This window comes from Arthrobacter sp. D1-17 (assembly GCF_054130535.1).
This window is the reverse complement of record NZ_CP096382.1, coordinates 562,803-578,660: the sequence shown is the minus strand read 5'-3', so window position 1 is coordinate 578,660 and position 15,858 is coordinate 562,803. Positions and strand designations below refer to the sequence as shown.

Here is a 15,858-nt window from a genome sequence, read left to right as displayed (position 1 = left end):
AAAGATGAGGTTCACCATGCACAAGGCCTGCCCGCTCAGCGAACTCGCTCCGGGGGATGCGCTACGGCTAAATACTGCCCCACCCATCGCCGTATTCCATACAGAAGAAGGCGAGCTTTTCGCCATTGACGACACGTGCACGCATCAGGATGCCTCTTTGGCCGATGGTTACGTCGAGGACTGTTGGGTGGAGTGCCCGCTGCACGCCTCCAAGTTCAACCTCCGCACCGGTGCAGTTGACGCGCCGCCGGCCAAACTGCCGGTCCGCCACCATGAGGTCAAGGTTGTTGACGGCGACATTATGGTTATCGAATCCGACGAGGCGCCCAACCTTCCTCCCGGTTTGACAGCCGAAGGCCATATCTAGGCCACCCAATGACTCGCCGAGCAAAGGATCCGCTCATGGCTATAAACACAACACCGGAGCAACTGCCCGGCGACGAAAATCGGGCAGACAACACAAACACGGCCCCCAGCACCAAAGAGACCAGCGAAGCGTTGACCCTGACTACTGTGGAAGACCCGGAAGAGGCGACCCTCAACCCGGGATCCACAGCACTCAACCTGCCGGATACGGAAGAAACCGAACAGATCCTCCAGGAGCTGCGGGAGACCGAGGCTGAGCAGGCGGCCAGCCTCGGTAGGCGCCGCTCTCTCCCCCTAGATAAAGCAACCTTCGGCATTACCGGTGTCCTGGCCCTCGCCTTCGTCATTTGGGGTTTTGCCGGTAGGGACAGCCTGGCAACAACGTCTCAAAACGCCCTCGACTGGGTCATGCAGTACACCGGCTGGCTGTTCATGGGACTGGCCTCGCTCTTCGTCGTTTTCGTCCTGTGGCTTGCCCTGGGCAAGTTCGGCACCATTCCGCTGGGGAAGGACGGCGAAAAGCCCGAGTTCCGCACCGTGTCCTGGGTGGCCATGATGTTCGCAGCCGGCATGGGCATCGGGCTCATGTTCTACGGTGTGGCAGAGCCTCTTTACCACTACGTCTCGCCCCCGCCCGGAACCGTGGACGGACGCACCCCCGAAGCTATCCAGACCGCCATGGCCACCTCGATCTTCCACTGGACCCTGCACCCCTGGGCAATGTACGCCGTGGTGGGCATCGCCATGGCCTACAGCACCTACCGGCTGGGCCGCAGACAGTTGATCTCCGCCGCCTTCACCTCACTGTTCGGCGTCAAAATAGTTGAAGGGCCGGTGGGGAAGTTCATCAACATCCTGGCCATCTTCGCCACGCTCTTCGGCACCGCCGCATCCCTGGGCTTGGGCACCCTCCAAATCGGCAGCGGCATGACCTCCAACGGCTGGGTAGGAGAAATCGGCACGCCATTCCTCGTGGTGATCGTCGCCATACTGACTTCCTGCTTCGTGGCCTCCGCTGTGTCGGGCATCAGCCGCGGCATCCAGTGGCTCTCCAACATCAACATGGTGCTGGCCCTCATCCTGGCCCTCATCGTCTTCGTCGCCGGCCCCACCCTCTTCATCCTGAACCTGCTCCCCGCCGCCGTCGGCAATTATGCCCGGGACCTAACGGAAATGGCGTCACGAACCGAGGCAGTCGGCGATGAGGCTCTGCGCGGCTGGATGTCCGGCTGGACCATCTTCTACTGGGCCTGGTGGATCTCCTGGACGCCGTTCGTGGGACTTTTCATTGCACGGATCAGCCGCGGCCGCACCATCCGGCAGTTCGTCACCGGCGTACTGCTCGTGCCGAGTGTTGTCAGTGTCATCTGGTTCTGCATCTTTGGAGGTGCCGCCTTCCACGTGCAGCAGGAAGCCGACAAGGCCAACACTCCCGGTCTGGTCACCATGGTCGACGGGGCCCCGTCCGTCAACTTTGACGGCGCCCTCTTCGACATGGTCAAGAACCTGGGCATGCCCGTCTGGGCCGCCGCCGCAGTCATCGTCCTGGCGATGGTCCTGGTCGCCATCTTCTTCGTCACAGGCGCAGATGCGGCCTCCATTGTGATGGGGTCACTCAGCTCCAACGGCGCCGAGGAACCCCGCCGCGGAGTGATCATCTTCTGGGGCACGCTGACCGGAGCTGTCGCCGCCGTCATGCTCCTGGCCGGCGGCAATGAACCTTCGGAAGCCTTGTCCGGCTTGCAACGGATCACCATCGTCGCCGCCCTGCCGTTCGTGCTGGTCATGCTCCTGCTCTGCTTCGCTATAACCCGCGACCTCCGCCGCGACCCGCTTTCCCTGCGGCGCAGGCTCGCCACAACAGTCATGGAACGGGCTATCCGTACCGGCGTCGACCAGCACGGCGGCATTCAGTTCGACCTCGTGACCACCAACGAAGGTGATGGACGACGCGCCGACGGCTCTCCACACCCTGGTGGAGACAAGCACGTCTAAACCAGCAACTGTCCGCGCCGTGGCCACTTTCTTCACGCCCGCGGCACGGCAGTAGTCGATCCATAACCGCCCAACCCGAAAGGCTCTTCACTGAGGTGAAGAAACAGGTGCAGAAAATTATGACTATTCAGCTGGGAATTCCCCGGCTTCCCGGCAGTAGCGGGGGCCTGCCCGTGCCTCCCACCCGTCCTTCCAGAGTTCCCGCCGGCCTGCTGGATCGGTTCGGGCGCCAGGCAACGGATCTCCGCCTGTCCCTCACCGACAAATGCAACCTGCGGTGCACATACTGCATGCCCGCACAGGGCCTGGAATGGCTGCCCAAACAAGCACTCATGACAGCAGACGAGATCGTGCGGGTAGTCGGTATCAGTGTCACCAAACTGGCCATCCGGGAACTCCGGCTTACAGGCGGCGAGCCCCTGGTCCGCCCCGACCTGGTGAATATCGTCCGCGCCCTCCGGAGGCAGCACCCCGACCTCCCTATATCCATGACAACGAACGGCGTCGGGCTGGACAAGAAAGCCCAGGCACTGAAGGACGCCGGGCTTACGCGCATCAATGTTTCACTCGACTCCCTGCACGGAGAGACGTTCGAGTTACTCACCCGGCGCCCATTCCTTAACAAGGTGCTGGCCGGAGTTGAAGCGGCAAGGACAGCAGGGTTGGGTCCGGTCAAAATCAATGCCGTTCTGATGCGGGGCATTAACGACGCCGAAGCGTCGGGGCTTCTCGCCTGGGCCCTCAAACACGGCTACGAGCTTCGTTTTATTGAACAGATGCCGCTGGATGCGGATCACGGCTGGACGCGGCGTGACATGATCACTGCCGCCGAAATTCGTGAGCTGCTCTCCGAGGATTTCATTCTCACGCCGGACCGTAGGGAGCGGGCAGGAGCGCCGGCCGAGCGGTTCCAGGTCAGGAAGCGAAACGCCGCTGCAGGCGAATCCTCCGGAGCTGTCCTGGGTACCGTGGGAATCATCGCTTCCGTCACCGAGCCGTTCTGCGGTGACTGCAGACGGACGCGCATCACCGCGGAAGGCAAGCTCATGAGCTGCCTGTTCTCCCGTGAGGAATTCGACATTCTGGGCCCGCTGCGCTCAGGGGCAGACGATGAAGAACTGACACGACTCTGGCAGGACGCCATGTGGATCAAGCCGCGGGCACACGGGATGGATCACTCCGGCCTGGATTCCGCAGACTTCATACAGCCGGACCGCAGCATGAGCACTATCGGAGGCTGAAAACCTTGTTAGTACGATACTTTGCCGCTGCATGTTCCGCCGCCGGCGTAGAAGAGGAACATCATGAGCTGACAGACGGCGTGACACTCAGTGAACTACTGACGGCCGTGCTCGCAGTTGACCGTCCGGAGCCTCCGGCGGGAACGCCCCCGCTGGCAGGGATCATCGCCCGGAGCAGTTTTCTCCGCAACGAGGTTGCTGTACGGGACGTTGCCGTGTCCCTTGGGAGGGAGGATGTCATCGACGTGCTGCCGCCCTTCGCCGGCGGATGAGCCTGAGCACTGACGGCTTTCTCAGGGATTCCGTCTTACGGCGTCGGATCGGCACCTCGGCCGCCTGCCCTGCTCTCGCACAGCGAGAATGCAATGTCCGCGGCCCTGGTAGTCGCTGCACTGGGCGTCACCGGCAAACCCGCGTTTCCTTTGCCGGCTTCCTGACCCGCCGCGTACCCCACCATGAAAGCCGTCACCGGCGCAGACGCGTGAATCACCGAATCAGCGGATCTCCTGGCCAGTTCAAGGAGTAGCTCCTGGTCCACCCTCAAGTCCGGGATCTGAAGCGCCTTTGCCAGCTGCTCGCTCCATTGGGCCAGTATTTCCGCTTCATTGTTGACAGCCATGACGTCTCCTAGCTCGGGTCCTTTTCCGTTTCGTGCTGGTGGCTTGAGACTACAAGGCTTCCTCGAGCAAGTCATGGAAAAGTTCACATTCTCTACGTGGCTTTTCCAGCGACGGAAAGGTGGCTACTCGTTGACACTCTTGCAGCAACACAACTACCATCGGTCATATATCAGTTAGATACCAGAGTCATATCAGGTTCTCTTCCTTGTGGAGATGCTCCATGTGAGGCCTGCCCCGCACAACTAGCCCCACGGCCCGAAAGCTGATGCCCGAGGGGCGCCCGGCAACCATCCCCGGTTGCAAAAACAGACAGCCTGCTTGGGTGAAAACCCGGAAGGCATGGCCACTCTGGCAGTCAGAGTGAAAGGAACGCGAAGTTATGGTTCATAAAGTCAAGGCAGTGGTTGCCATGGAGAAGGATGCTCCGGTGTCGGTGGAGACGATTCTGGTGCCGGATCCGGGCCCGGGTGAGGCTTTGGTGGATATCCTTACGTGCGGGGTGTGCCACACGGATCTGCATTACAAGCAGGGCGGCATCGGGGATGAGTTCCCGTATCTGCTGGGCCATGAGGCCACCGGTGTGGTCTCCGCTGTCGGGCCCGGGGTGACCGAGGTCGCCCCGGGTGACCGGGTGATTTTGAACTGGCGTGCGGTGTGCGGGCAGTGCCGGGCGTGCGCGAAGGGCCAGGCGCAGTACTGCTTCAACACCGCCAACGCCACCCAGAAGATGACGCTGGAGGATGGCACCGTGCTGTCCCCGGCGCTGGGGATCGGCGCGTTCGCGGAAAAGACCCTGGTCGCCGCGGGGCAGTGCACCAAGGTCGATGAGGACGCCGACCCGGCCGCGGTCGGTTTGCTGGGCTGCGGTGTGATGGCCGGGATCGGCGCGGCGATCAACACCGGCGAGGTCAAGCGCGGGGAGTCCGTGGCCGTGATCGGCTGCGGCGGGGTGGGCATCGCCGCGATCGCCGGCGCGAAGCTGGCCGGGGCGACCACGATCATCGCGGTGGACATCGATGAGAACAAGATCGAAATGGCCAAGACCCTGGGCGCCACGCACGGGGTGAACTCCCGCGAAGTCGATCCGGTCGAGGCGATCCGGGACCTCACCGGCGGCAACGGTGCCGACGTTGTGATCGAGGCCGTCGGCCGGCCCGAAACCTACAAGCAGGCCTTCTACGCCCGCGACCTCGCCGGCCGCGTGGTCCTGGTCGGGGTCCCGACCCCGGAGATGGTCCTGGAACTGCCGCTTTTGGATGTCTTTGGCCGGGGCGGGTCGCTGAAGTCCTCCTGGTACGGGGACTGCCTGCCCTCCCGGGACTTCCCCATGCTCGTCTCCCACTACAAGCAGGGCAACCTGGACCTGGACGCGTTCGTGACCGAACGCATCACCATCGACCAAATCGAGGAAGCCTTCGACAAAATGCACGAAGGCAAAGTCCTGCGCTCCGTCGTCGAAATCGAACCCGCACCCGGCGCCTCCACAACAGCCGGTGCACCAGCCAGTGCAGCGGCCGGAAACCAGACGGCGGTGTCGGTATGAGTCTCACGATCGAGAACCTGGTCACCTCGGGCACGTTTTCCCTGGACGGCGGGACCTGGGAGGTGGATAACAACGTCTGGATCATCGGCAACGACACCGAATGCGTGATCATCGATTCCCCCCACGACGCGACCGCAATCATCAACCAGGTCAAGGGCCGGACGGTGAAGGCGATCCTGCTCACCCACGCGCACAACGACCACATCGGCGCCGCCCGCGACGTCGCGCGCGCCGTGGGCGCCCCGATCCACCTGAACCCCGAAGACCTGGTCCTCTGGGAGCAGGTCTACCCTGACACCAAACCCGACGCCGGAATTGCCGACGGGGACGTATTCGAGATCGCCGGCGCCAGGCTGGAAGCCATCCACACCCCCGGCCACTCACCCGGTTCCACCTGTTTCTACCTGCAAAGCGAGGGCACGGTCTTCAGCGGGGACACCCTCTTCAACGGCGGCCCCGGCGCGACCGGGAGGTCCTACAGCGACTACCCCACCATCCTGACCTCCATCCGCGAACGCCTCCTGACCCTCCCACCCGAAACAGTGGTCCGCACCGGCCACGGCGAGAACACCACCATCGCCGCCGAACGCGAAACCCTGGCACAGCTGAACCACTGACGCTGGACAGGCAGCCAGCCGACAGCAACCTGAACAAGCTCGCCTTTGCAAGGTGAAGCTGTGAATGGCCCCCGTCCTCTCCGGCGGGGGCCGTTCCTGTCCATGCACGACCGGACCTTCCAGGCTTCCGGCGAGAACATAAAGGAGGGCCATGGCTCTGATCAGACGTGTGGCTTTCCTGTCGCTGCACACGTCACCACTGGAGCAGCCAGGCTCGGGTGATGCCGTCGGCATGAACGTCTACATCCGCAGCCTGGCCTCTGCCCTGGCCGCAAGCGGCGTCGAAGTGGGCATCTTCACCCGTTCGGTGCACGCCAACCGGCCCGCCGTCGAACACCCTGATACCGGCGTCCGCCTGCACAATATCGTGGCCGGGCCGGGGCGGACCGTTGCCAAAGAGGAACTGCCCGAGCTGCTGCCCAGCATGGTCGCCGAAATCGACAGGACCCGGCAGCGACAGTCATTCCGGCATTACGACCTCATCCACTCCCACTACTGGATCTCCGGTGTCGCCGGATTGGAGCTGTCCCGACAGTAGAGTGTGCCGCTGGTGCACACCATGCACACCATGGCCAAAGCCAAAAACCTCGTACTGCAACCCGGCGAGAAACCCGAGCCGCGGCGCCGACCTTGACCGCATCGACGTCGTTCCCCGGGCGCTGACCTTTCCACCTTCACGCCCGCATTCCGCGGCCGCTCTCGTGCGGCACGCGCCACAGACGCCCTGGAAGTCCTGCATGACGATCCCACAAGGCGGCGGGCAATTGGCCGCGCCGCCGCCGTCCAGGCAGAGAGCTCAGACTGGCGGCGCACTGCCGCCATTACAGCCCGAGGCTACCGCACCGCCACCCAACAACACTCCGCCCGTTCGGAGCTCCTGGCCCTCTAATGCTGCGCCGGCCTCTGCCGCTTTCCGCGCCCCCCTTAATCCAACAGACCCCTTCCGCCTGATCCTTTAAATAAGGACGTTCCCCCACCAAAAAGGTGAGGGAGCGTCCGGTAAAACCCTGCGAAAAGTGAGAGAGGGTCGGGTTGGAACCTGCAGGAAGTGAGAGAGCGTCGGTGGTGAGTGGGGCGGTCAGCGTTCGAGGTCGCCGCGGATGAAGGCTTCGACCTTCTCGCGGGCGAGGTCATCGTTGAACTGCTCCGGCGGTGACTTCATGAAATAGCTCGAGGCCGAAAGCAGCGGGCCGCCGATGCCGCGGTCCAGGCCGATCTTCGCCGCACGGATCGCGTCGATGATCACCCCGGCCGAGTTCGGCGAGTCCCAGACTTCCAGCTTGTACTCCAGCGACACCGGCGCGTCACCGAAGTTCCGGCCCTCCAGGCGCACGAAGGCCCACTTGCGGTCATCGAGCCACTGCACATAATCCGACGGGCCGATGTGGACATCCTTCGCCGCCAGCTCCGCCTCGACGTTGGAGGTCACCGCCTGGGTCTTGGAAATCTTCTTGGACTCCAGCCGGTCACGCTCGAGCATGTTCTTAAAGTCCATGTTCCCGCCCACGTTCAGCTGGTACGTGCGGTCCAGCGTCACCCCGCGGTCCTCAAACAGCTTCGCCATCACCCGGTGCGTGATCGTGGCACCGATCTGGCTCTTGATGTCATCACCCACGATCGGCACACCGGCCGCAGTGAACTTATCGGCCCATTCCTTCGTACCCGCAATGAACACCGGCAGCGCGTTCACGAACGCCACACCGGCATCCAGAGCGCACTGGGCATAAAACTCCGCCGCCTCCTGGGACCCGACCGGCAGGTAGCACACCATCACATCCGCCCGGGCATCCTTCAAAGCCTGCACCACATCCACCGGATCCTTGCCGGACTGCTCGATCGTCTCCAGGTAATACCGGCCCAGCCCGTCCAGGGTAGGCCCGCGCTGCACCATCACACCCGTGGGCGGCACATCGGTGAGCTTGATGGTGTTGTTTTCGCTGGCCAGGATCGCATCGGCCAGGTCAACGCCGACCTTCTTGCCGTCCACATCAAACGCGGCAACAAACTGCACATCATTGACGTGGTACTTGCCGAACTCCACATGCATCAGACCCGGAATCGTGGCCTGAGGGTCGGCATCGCGGTAATAATGGACACCCTGGACCAGCGAAGCGGCGCAGTTACCCACACCGACGATAGCGACACGAATCGGATTTGAAGACACGGAACTCCTTAGGAAAGATACTCGCCGTCACGGCCTGAATGACCAGGAACTGACGACTGCAGCAACAAGCCGACGCTGTGGCCGATTCCGGCGGTCAGTGCGGCGCTGGAGGAGGCTTCCCGAATCTTCACAGGGAACTGACGTGACCTCCTACAAAGGTGCTGACTTCTATCTTCCCCCCTGCGATGGTTGGGCACCAAGCCATGATCGGGTGGTTTCACCTACTCAAGTGGGCAGGTGAAGGGTGCGGCGCTCAGGCTCTCAAGCGTCAGGCCGAAGACGACGTCGGGGTCGAGGCGGCGGAGTTCCTCGGCGAGGCAGTCGCGGAGGCTGCGGCGTGGGAGGGAGATGCGTTGGGCGGGTTGGCCGGGTTGGGTGAGTTCGGCGACGGAGAGTCCGGGGCGGAAGAGCTGGACGTCTCCGCTGGCGCGGGTGAGGCGGACCCTGCGGATGCCGGTGCCGGCGGGGTCCGCGACGATGGTGACGGGGGCGTCCAGGGACAGGGTGAGCCAGGCTGCGAGGAGGATGGTGGAGGGTGAGTCCGAGGCTCCTTCGACGGTGACGGCCGTGACCGGGGAGGGATCGACCTGGTCCAGGACGGCCGCGAGCTGGATGCGCCAGTTGGTCAGGCGGGTCCAGGCGAGGTCGGTGTCGCCGGCTTTGTAGGTGTTGCGGATGTTCTCCAAAGCGACCTGGGGTTCGGCTTCGTTCGCCGAGTCGGTGATCCGGCGGTGGGCGATGCGGCCGATGGAGGTTTCGGAGGCGTTTTTCGGTGCCCCGTGCGGCCACCAGGCCACGATCGGTGCGTCCGGCAGCAGCAGCGCCGCGACCAGGGACTCGCTTTCCTCGGCGAGTTCGCCGTAGCCGCGCAGCACGATGACCTCCGAGGCGCCGGCGTCCCCGCCGACCCGGATCTGCGCGTCGAGCCGGTTCGGGGCGGCCGAGCCGGCGTCGGCGAGCACGATGATCCGGCAGGGGTGTTCCCGGCTGGCGTCGTTCGCGGCCTCGATCGCTTCCTCCTCCAGGCCGGACTTGGTGACCACCACCAGGGTCAGGACCCGGCCCAGCGCGATCACCCCGCCCTGCTCGCGCAGGGCCATGATCTTCTTGGAAACCTTGGAGGTGGTGGTGTTCGGCAAATCTACAATCATGGCCTTCTCCAGGTGCGTCCGTCACGGGCGAGCAGCTCATCAGCGCTGGCCGGGCCCCAACTGCCGGGGGCGTAGGGTTCGGGCTGTTCGTTCAGGGCCGCCCAGTACTCTTCGAAGGGGTCCAGGATCTTCCAGGACAGCTCCACCTCCTCGTGCCGCGGGAACAACGGCGGCTCGCCCAGCAGCACGTCCAGGATCAGCCGCTCATACGCCTCCGGGGAAGACTCGGTAAAGGAATGCCCGTAACCGAAGTCCATCGTCACGTCCCGCACTTCCATCTGGGTGCCCGGGACCTTGGACCCGAACCGGATCGTCGCGCCCTCATCGGGCTGGACCCGGATCACCACCGCGTTCTGCCCGAAATCATCATCCCCGTGGCCAACGCCCCCGTGAGCGCCGAAGAGCAGGTTCGGGGCGCGTTTGAACACCACCGCGATCTCCGTCACCCGCCGACCCAGCCGCTTGCCCGCACGCAGGTAGAACGGCACCCCGGACCAGCGCCGGGTGTTGATGTCCACCCGGATCGCCGCAAACGTCTCAGTCGTCGAGTCCGCCGGGATGCCCTCTTCCTCCAGGTACCCCAGCACCTGCTCCCCGCCCTGCCAGCCGCCGGCGAACTGCCCCCGCGCCGAGTGCGTGGACAGATCCTCCGGCAACCGCACCGCGGCCAGGACCTTTTCCTTCTCCGCCCGCAAATCATCGGCGTTAAAGGAGATCGGTTCCTCCATCGCCGTCAACGCCAGCAGCTGCAAAAGGTGGTTCTGGATCACGTCCCGCGCCGCGCCGACCCCGTCGTAATACCCCGCCCGGCCGCCGGTGCCGATGTCCTCGGCCATCGTGATCTGGACATGGTCCACGTAGTTCGCGTTCCACAACGGCTCAAACAGCTGGTTCGCGAACCGCAGCGCCAGGATGTTCTGCACCGTCTCCTTGCCCAGGTAATGATCGATCCTAAACACCGCATCCGGCGGGAACACCGACTCCACAATGTCATTCAGCGCCCGCGCCGATTCCAGGTCATGCCCGAACGGCTTCTCGATCACCACCCGCCGCCACGTCTCACCCTCAGCCTGCGCCAACCCGTGCTTCGAGAGCTGCCGGCACACCTGCTCAAACGCCTTCGGCGGGATCGACAAATAGAACGCGTGATTCCCCCGCGTGCCCCGGTTCTCGTCCAGTTCCTTGATCGTCTCACCCAACCGCTCAAACGCGGCGTCATCGTCGAACTCGCCCTGCACAAAACGGATACCCTCCGAAAGCTGGTTCCACACCGCCTCATCAAAAGGCGTCCGCGAATACGAGATGACCGCGTCCTTGACCTCCGCGGCGAACTCCTCGTCATCCCAGCCCCGCCGCCCGAAACCGACCAGCGCGAAACTCGGCGGCAACAACCCCCGGTTGGCAAGGTCATACACCGCCGGCATCAGCTTCTTCCGGGCAAGATCACCCGTGACCCCGAACAGCACAAGCGAGGACGGACCGGCAATACGGTTCAAACGACGATCCCGCGGATCCCGCAACGGATTCCCGCCCCGGGACACAAGCCTCTTCAAAGTATCTGGCATGGTTAACTCAGTGCCTTAGCTTTCAGCGCCGGAAGCCGCCTTCACGGCAAGCGACGAAACGATCTGGGTTTGAGCGGCCAAGCCATCACGAGGCACGCAAGGCACTTGGACAGTGGCAGATGCCATTCCACTCAGGGCAAGGGCAGTGAGCCGCAGAATTCCTTGCCCCTAAGACTGCCACCTGCCCAGGGCGGGTTTAACCACCGGATCGGGCGGCCCCACCCGCCCTTAAGGATGGGAGGTCCAGGGGCAAAGGTGGGCCAGCCCACGTGCCTCTGCTACGCAGCGAACAGTGCTGTACGGACGGCCTGCTCAAAGCCATTGACGTGAGCGCGTGCCAGCTCTGCTGCACGGGACTCGTCCTTATCGATCACGGCTTGAAGCAGGTCGACGTGCTCATGCACGTGCCGGGAAAGGTCCGGCAGGCGATCCAGGACCATGCACCAGATGCGCGTGGCCAGGTTGTCGTAGCGGATCAGCACGTCCTCCAGGTGCGGATTCCCCGCCGCGGCATAAATTCCCTGGTGGACGCGGGCGTCCAGCTGCAGGGTCTCCACGATGGATGCGTTGTCCACGTCGAAGGACTCCACTGCATTCACAATAAGCCGCAGACGCTCCCGGGCCGCCGCGGTGGCGACCCTTGCAGCACGGGAAGCCGCCAGCGGTTCCAGCTGCGCTCGAATCTCCGAGATGAAGGCGAGGTCCGTGACCTCCACGCGTGTTGCAAAGGTGCCGCGGCGGGGGTAGGTCACGACGAGCCGGTCCAGTTCAAGCCGCTTCAGGGCCTCCCTAACAGGAGTCCGTCCCACGCCAAGTTCCTTTGCAAGCCCTTCGTCATACAGCGGCTCACCCGGCTTGATTTCCAAGGTCAGCAGGCTGTCACGTATCCGTTCGTAGGCCACGTCGGCCAAGGATTTCGAGCCAACGTCCTCGGTCACCGCCAGTGCTTCAAACGCCACCGTACCGCCTCTCTTATCGGCCAATATTTCACTATTGACCCTGTGCCTTTGACCAGTATACGCTGGGCGCCAGTCCTAATATATCAATAAGGCGATTAGATATATATCTAGAGGAGGGCACATGACCCTGGTGCAGACTTTCCAAGAGACACGCCCCGCTCCACAGGCGGAAGCCTCCGGAAAACCAGCCAGCCGGAAGTTCGTACTCACACTGTCGTGCGTCGAACGTGCCGGCATCGTTCAGGCAGTCACCACGTTCCTGTTTGAGCGCGGATTCAACATCGAGGAGCACCAGCAGTTCGACGACGGCCTCCGCCAGACTCTTCACCTGCGTACCGCTTTTTCCGGGCCGACACACTTCGAAGCGGCCAGGCTGGAGGAGGAGTTCCGTCCCATAGCGGATCGTTTCGAGATGACGTTCAGCTTTCACGACGAGACCAAAGAACGCGTTCTGGTGATGGTCTCCAAGTTCGGGCACTGCCTGAATGACCTGATCTTCCGGTGGCGCGGTGGGAGCCTGGGTGGAGAACTTGTAGCCGTCGTTTCCAACCACGAAACACACCGCGCCATGGCCGAGGCCGCCGGCCTTCCATTCGTGTACATTCCGGTGACTCCCGAGACCAAAGAAGACGCCGAGCGTAGGCTGCTCGAGCTGGTCGACGAGTACAACGTGGACCTCGTGGTCCTCGCCCGGTACATGCAGGTACTTTCCAATGACCTGTGCCGCGCTCTCGAGGGAAGGGCGATCAACATCCACCACTCGTTCCTGCCGGGGTTCAGGGGCGCGCGTCCGTACCACCAGGCCTATGACCGCGGGGTCAAGCTGGTGGGGGCGACCGCCCACTACGTGACCGCGGACCTCGATGAAGGTCCGATCATCGAGCAGGAAGTCATCCGCGTCGACCATAGCTTTGGGCCGACCGCCCTCTCCACGGTGGGACAGGATGCAGAGGCTTTGGCGCTGGCACGCGCAGTCCGTTGGCACTGCGAGCACCGTGTCCTGCTGGACCAGTCCAGCACGGTCGTCTTCCGTTGAGAGCACGCAGGCACGAGCAGCAACAGCGCACAATCAAAATCAGCAGGAGTAACTAACACATGGCATCGACACCACGCATTGTCATTATCGGCGCCGGAATAGTCGGCACTAATGTCGCGGACGAACTGGTGGCCCGTGGGTGGAACAACATCACGGTCCTGGATCAGGGTCCCTTGAACATGCCCGGCGGTTCCACGTCCCACGCCCCCGGCCTGGTCTTCCAGACAAACCCCTCCAAGACCATGACCACTTTCGCGACATACACTGTCGAAAAGCTGCTCTCGCTGAGCGAGGATGGCGTCAGCTGTTTCAACCAGGTAGGCGGTCTGGAAGTTGCAACCACCGAGACGCGCCTCGCCGACCTGAAAAGGAAGTTGGGCTATGCAGCTTCCTGGGGTATCGAGGGAACGATCCTGTCCCCAGCTGAATGCAAGGAGCTCTACCCGCTTTTGAACGATGAGGACGTTCTCGGCGGTCTCCACGTGCCGAGCGACGGCCTGGCCAGCGCTGCCCGTGCAGTGCAGTTGCTCATCAAGCGCACGGAGGCCGCGGGAGTCAGGTATCTGGGCTCCACCACGGTTACCGGGATACAGCAGACGGACGGGCGCGTTACTGGCGTAGAAACTTCGGGGGGCGTTCTTCCCGCCGATATCGTAGTCTCCTGCGGCGGATTCTGGGGCGCAAAGATCGGCTCCCTGATCGGGATGGCGGTGCCTCTCCTGCCGCTGGCGCACCAGTATGTCAAGACCGCTCCGGTGCCCGCCTTGAAGGGACGCAACGAACTGCCGAACGGCGCCACGCTGCCCATCCTCCGCCACCAGGACCAGGACCTTTACTACCGGGAGCACGGCGATCGCTACGGCATTGGTTCTTATGCCCACCGCCCAATGCCCGTTGACCTCGACGATCTCGCGACCTTTACCCCGGACGCCGTCAACGAACACAACATGCCCTCCCGCCTGGACTTCACCCTGGAAGACTTCCTGCCGGCGTGGGAAGCATCCAAGCAGCTGCTCCCCGGACTGGCCGAAAGCGACATCGAAGATGGTTTCAACGGCATCTTCTCGTTCACCCCGGACGGCGGACCGCTCATTGGTGAATCCAAGGAGCTTGACGGCTTCTTCGTGGCAGAGGCGGTGTGGGTTACGCACTCCGCTGGCGTGGCCAAAGCGGTGGCGGAGCTGCTCACGACCGGAAAGTCAGAAACCGACCTGGGCGAATGCGACATCACCCGCTTCGAGGACGTCCAGCTCACGCCGGACTACGTCAGCGAGACCTCGCAGCAGAACTTCGTGGAAATCTACGATGTGCTCCACCCACTCCAGCCCCGGCTCTCCCCGCGGAACCTCCGCGTCAGCCCGTTCCATGCACGGCAGAAGGAACTGGGAGGCTTTTTCCTGGAATCCGGCGGATGGGAACGGCCCTATTGGTTTGAAGCCAATGCTGGTCTCCTCAAAGAGATGCCGACGGAATGGCTGCCCCCGGCCCGTGACGCCTGGGCGCAGATGTTCAGTTCCCCGATCGCAGCCGCTGAGGCCTGGAAGACCCGCACGGCCGTGGCCATGTACGACATGACCCCGCTCAAACGGCTGGAAGTATCGGGTCCTGGAGCCCTGAAGCTGCTTCAGGAATTGACCACGGCGGACCTGGACAAGAAGCCGGGAGCGGTCACCTACACGCTGCTGCTCGACCACGCCGGCGGCGTGCGGAGTGACATCACTGTTGCACGCCTCAGCGAGGACCGCTTCCAGCTCGGAGCCAACGGCAACATCGATACGGCGTACTTCACCAGGGCAGCCCGGCACCAGACCCGGGGCGGATCTGCCACGGACTGGGTCCAGGTTCGGGACATCACGGGCGGCACGTGCTGCATCGGGCTTTGGGGCCCCCTGGCCCGGGACCTCGTCGGCGGCGTCAGCGACGACGACTTCTCCAACGACGGTCTCCGGTACTTCCGGGCAAAGGAAGTTGTCATCGGTGGCGTGCCTGTCACGGCCATGCGCTTGTCCTACGTCGGCGAACTGGGCTGGGAGCTTTACACGAGCGCCGAATACGGCCAGCGACTCTGGGATGTGCTGTGGAAGGCCGGGCAGCCGCTCGGCGTCATCGCGGCCGGACGTGCGGCCTTCAGTTCCCTCCGCCTGGAAAAGGGATACCGCTCGTGGGGAGCGGATATGACCACCGAGCATGACCCGTTTGAGGCGGGTCTCGCCTTCGCGGTAAAGATGTCCAAGGACAGCTTTATCGGCAAGGGCGCACTCGAAGGCAGGACGGAGGAAGGTTCTGCCCGCCGCCTGCGGTGCCTGACCATCGACGACGGCCGGTCCATCGTCCTCGGCAAGGAACCTGTGTACTACAAGGAGCAGACGGTCGGCTATGTGACCAGCGCGGCCTACGGCTACACGGTCGCCAAGCCGATCGCCTACGCCTACCTGCCGGCGACCGTTTCCATCGGCGATTCTGTCGAGATTGAATACTTCGGACGACGCATCAGGGCCACTGTTACTGAAGATCCTCTTTACGACCCGAAAATGACCAGGCTCCGCGGCTAACCAGCCGCAGAGCCCCTTGGGGGCGCGCAGCCCGCACTCATCCTCGCAA

Annotated in this window: 14 protein-coding genes; 9 read left to right on the top strand and 5 right to left on the bottom strand. The window is 63.4% G+C overall.

The features are described from left to right. Positions 1-16 precede the first annotated feature (16 nt). The 4 genes from M1E01_RS02655 to M1E01_RS02640 all read left to right on the top strand — a co-directional run bounded on the left by M1E01_RS02655 (position 17) and on the right by M1E01_RS02640 (position 3,874). Complete coding sequence (locus M1E01_RS02655; RefSeq protein WP_457974839.1) at positions 17-367, top strand: bifunctional 3-phenylpropionate/cinnamic acid dioxygenase ferredoxin subunit; 351 nt, start codon at positions 17-19, stop codon at positions 365-367. A 35-nt stretch (positions 368-402) separates the two neighbouring features. After that, positions 403-2,361, top strand: coding sequence for a BCCT family transporter (locus M1E01_RS02650; RefSeq protein WP_457973560.1), 1,959 nt, complete (start codon positions 403-405; stop codon positions 2,359-2,361). Positions 2,362-2,480: 119 nt separating this feature from the next. After that, positions 2,481-3,602 (top strand): GTP 3',8-cyclase MoaA, encoded by a 1,122-nt coding sequence (gene moaA, locus M1E01_RS02645; RefSeq protein ID WP_457973559.1) that lies wholly within the window; start codon positions 2,481-2,483, stop codon positions 3,600-3,602. A 5-nt stretch (positions 3,603-3,607) separates the two neighbouring features. Then, a complete protein-coding gene (locus M1E01_RS02640; protein ID WP_457973558.1) occupies positions 3,608-3,874 on the top strand; it encodes a MoaD/ThiS family protein in 267 nt (88 codons plus the stop codon). Between the two features lie 35 nt (positions 3,875-3,909). Here the strand turns inward: M1E01_RS02640 and M1E01_RS02635 are convergent, their stop codons facing one another. Beyond that, entirely contained in the window at positions 3,910-4,221 is a 312-nt protein-coding gene (locus M1E01_RS02635) for a DUF6457 domain-containing protein (protein WP_457973557.1), read from the bottom strand. Between the two features lie 380 nt (positions 4,222-4,601). On the opposite strand from M1E01_RS02635, the gene M1E01_RS02630 reads away from it, so the two are divergent. The 3 genes from M1E01_RS02630 (at position 4,602) to M1E01_RS02620 (ending at position 6,920) form a co-directional block, all read left to right on the top strand. Beyond that, positions 4,602-5,765 (top strand): S-(hydroxymethyl)mycothiol dehydrogenase, encoded by a 1,164-nt coding sequence (locus tag M1E01_RS02630; protein ID WP_457973556.1) that lies wholly within the window; start codon positions 4,602-4,604, stop codon positions 5,763-5,765. Next, positions 5,762-6,382 carry an MBL fold metallo-hydrolase gene (locus M1E01_RS02625; protein WP_457973555.1) on the top strand — a complete coding sequence of 207 codons (621 nt, stop codon included), beginning with the start codon at positions 5,762-5,764 and terminating at the stop codon, positions 6,380-6,382. Before M1E01_RS02630 ends, M1E01_RS02625 begins: the two co-directional genes overlap by 4 nt. Before the next feature lie 151 nt (positions 6,383-6,533). Further along, entirely contained in the window at positions 6,534-6,920 is a 387-nt protein-coding gene (locus M1E01_RS02620) for a glycosyltransferase (RefSeq protein ID WP_457973554.1), read from the top strand. A 540-nt stretch (positions 6,921-7,460) separates the two neighbouring features. Here M1E01_RS02620 and M1E01_RS02615 read toward each other — a convergent pair. The 4 genes from M1E01_RS02615 to M1E01_RS02600 form a co-directional block, all read right to left on the bottom strand. Further along, positions 7,461-8,546, bottom strand: coding sequence for an inositol-3-phosphate synthase (locus tag M1E01_RS02615; RefSeq protein ID WP_457973553.1), 1,086 nt, complete (start codon positions 8,544-8,546; stop codon positions 7,461-7,463). A 221-nt stretch (positions 8,547-8,767) separates the two neighbouring features. Further along, a complete protein-coding gene (locus tag M1E01_RS02610) occupies positions 8,768-9,697 on the bottom strand; it encodes a glucose-6-phosphate dehydrogenase assembly protein OpcA (RefSeq protein ID WP_457973552.1) in 930 nt (309 codons plus the stop codon). Beyond that, positions 9,694-11,262 (bottom strand): glucose-6-phosphate dehydrogenase, encoded by a 1,569-nt coding sequence (zwf, locus tag M1E01_RS02605; protein ID WP_457973551.1) that lies wholly within the window; start codon positions 11,260-11,262, stop codon positions 9,694-9,696. Before zwf ends, M1E01_RS02610 begins: the two co-directional genes overlap by 4 nt. 278 nt (positions 11,263-11,540) lie before the next feature. Then, positions 11,541-12,221, bottom strand: a complete 681-nt coding sequence (locus M1E01_RS02600) for a GntR family transcriptional regulator (RefSeq protein WP_457973550.1) — start codon at positions 12,219-12,221, stop codon at positions 11,541-11,543. A gap of 121 nt (positions 12,222-12,342) precedes the next feature. On the opposite strand from M1E01_RS02600, the gene purU reads away from it, so the two are divergent. Beyond that, the gene (purU, locus tag M1E01_RS02595) at positions 12,343-13,257 is read left to right on the top strand and encodes a formyltetrahydrofolate deformylase (RefSeq protein ID WP_457973549.1); all 915 of its coding nucleotides are present in this window, start codon (positions 12,343-12,345) and stop codon (positions 13,255-13,257) included. 59 nt (positions 13,258-13,316) lie between these two features. After that, positions 13,317-15,809, top strand: a complete 2,493-nt coding sequence (locus tag M1E01_RS02590; RefSeq protein ID WP_457973548.1) for a GcvT family protein — start codon at positions 13,317-13,319, stop codon at positions 15,807-15,809. The last annotated feature ends 49 nt before the right edge of the window (positions 15,810-15,858 follow it).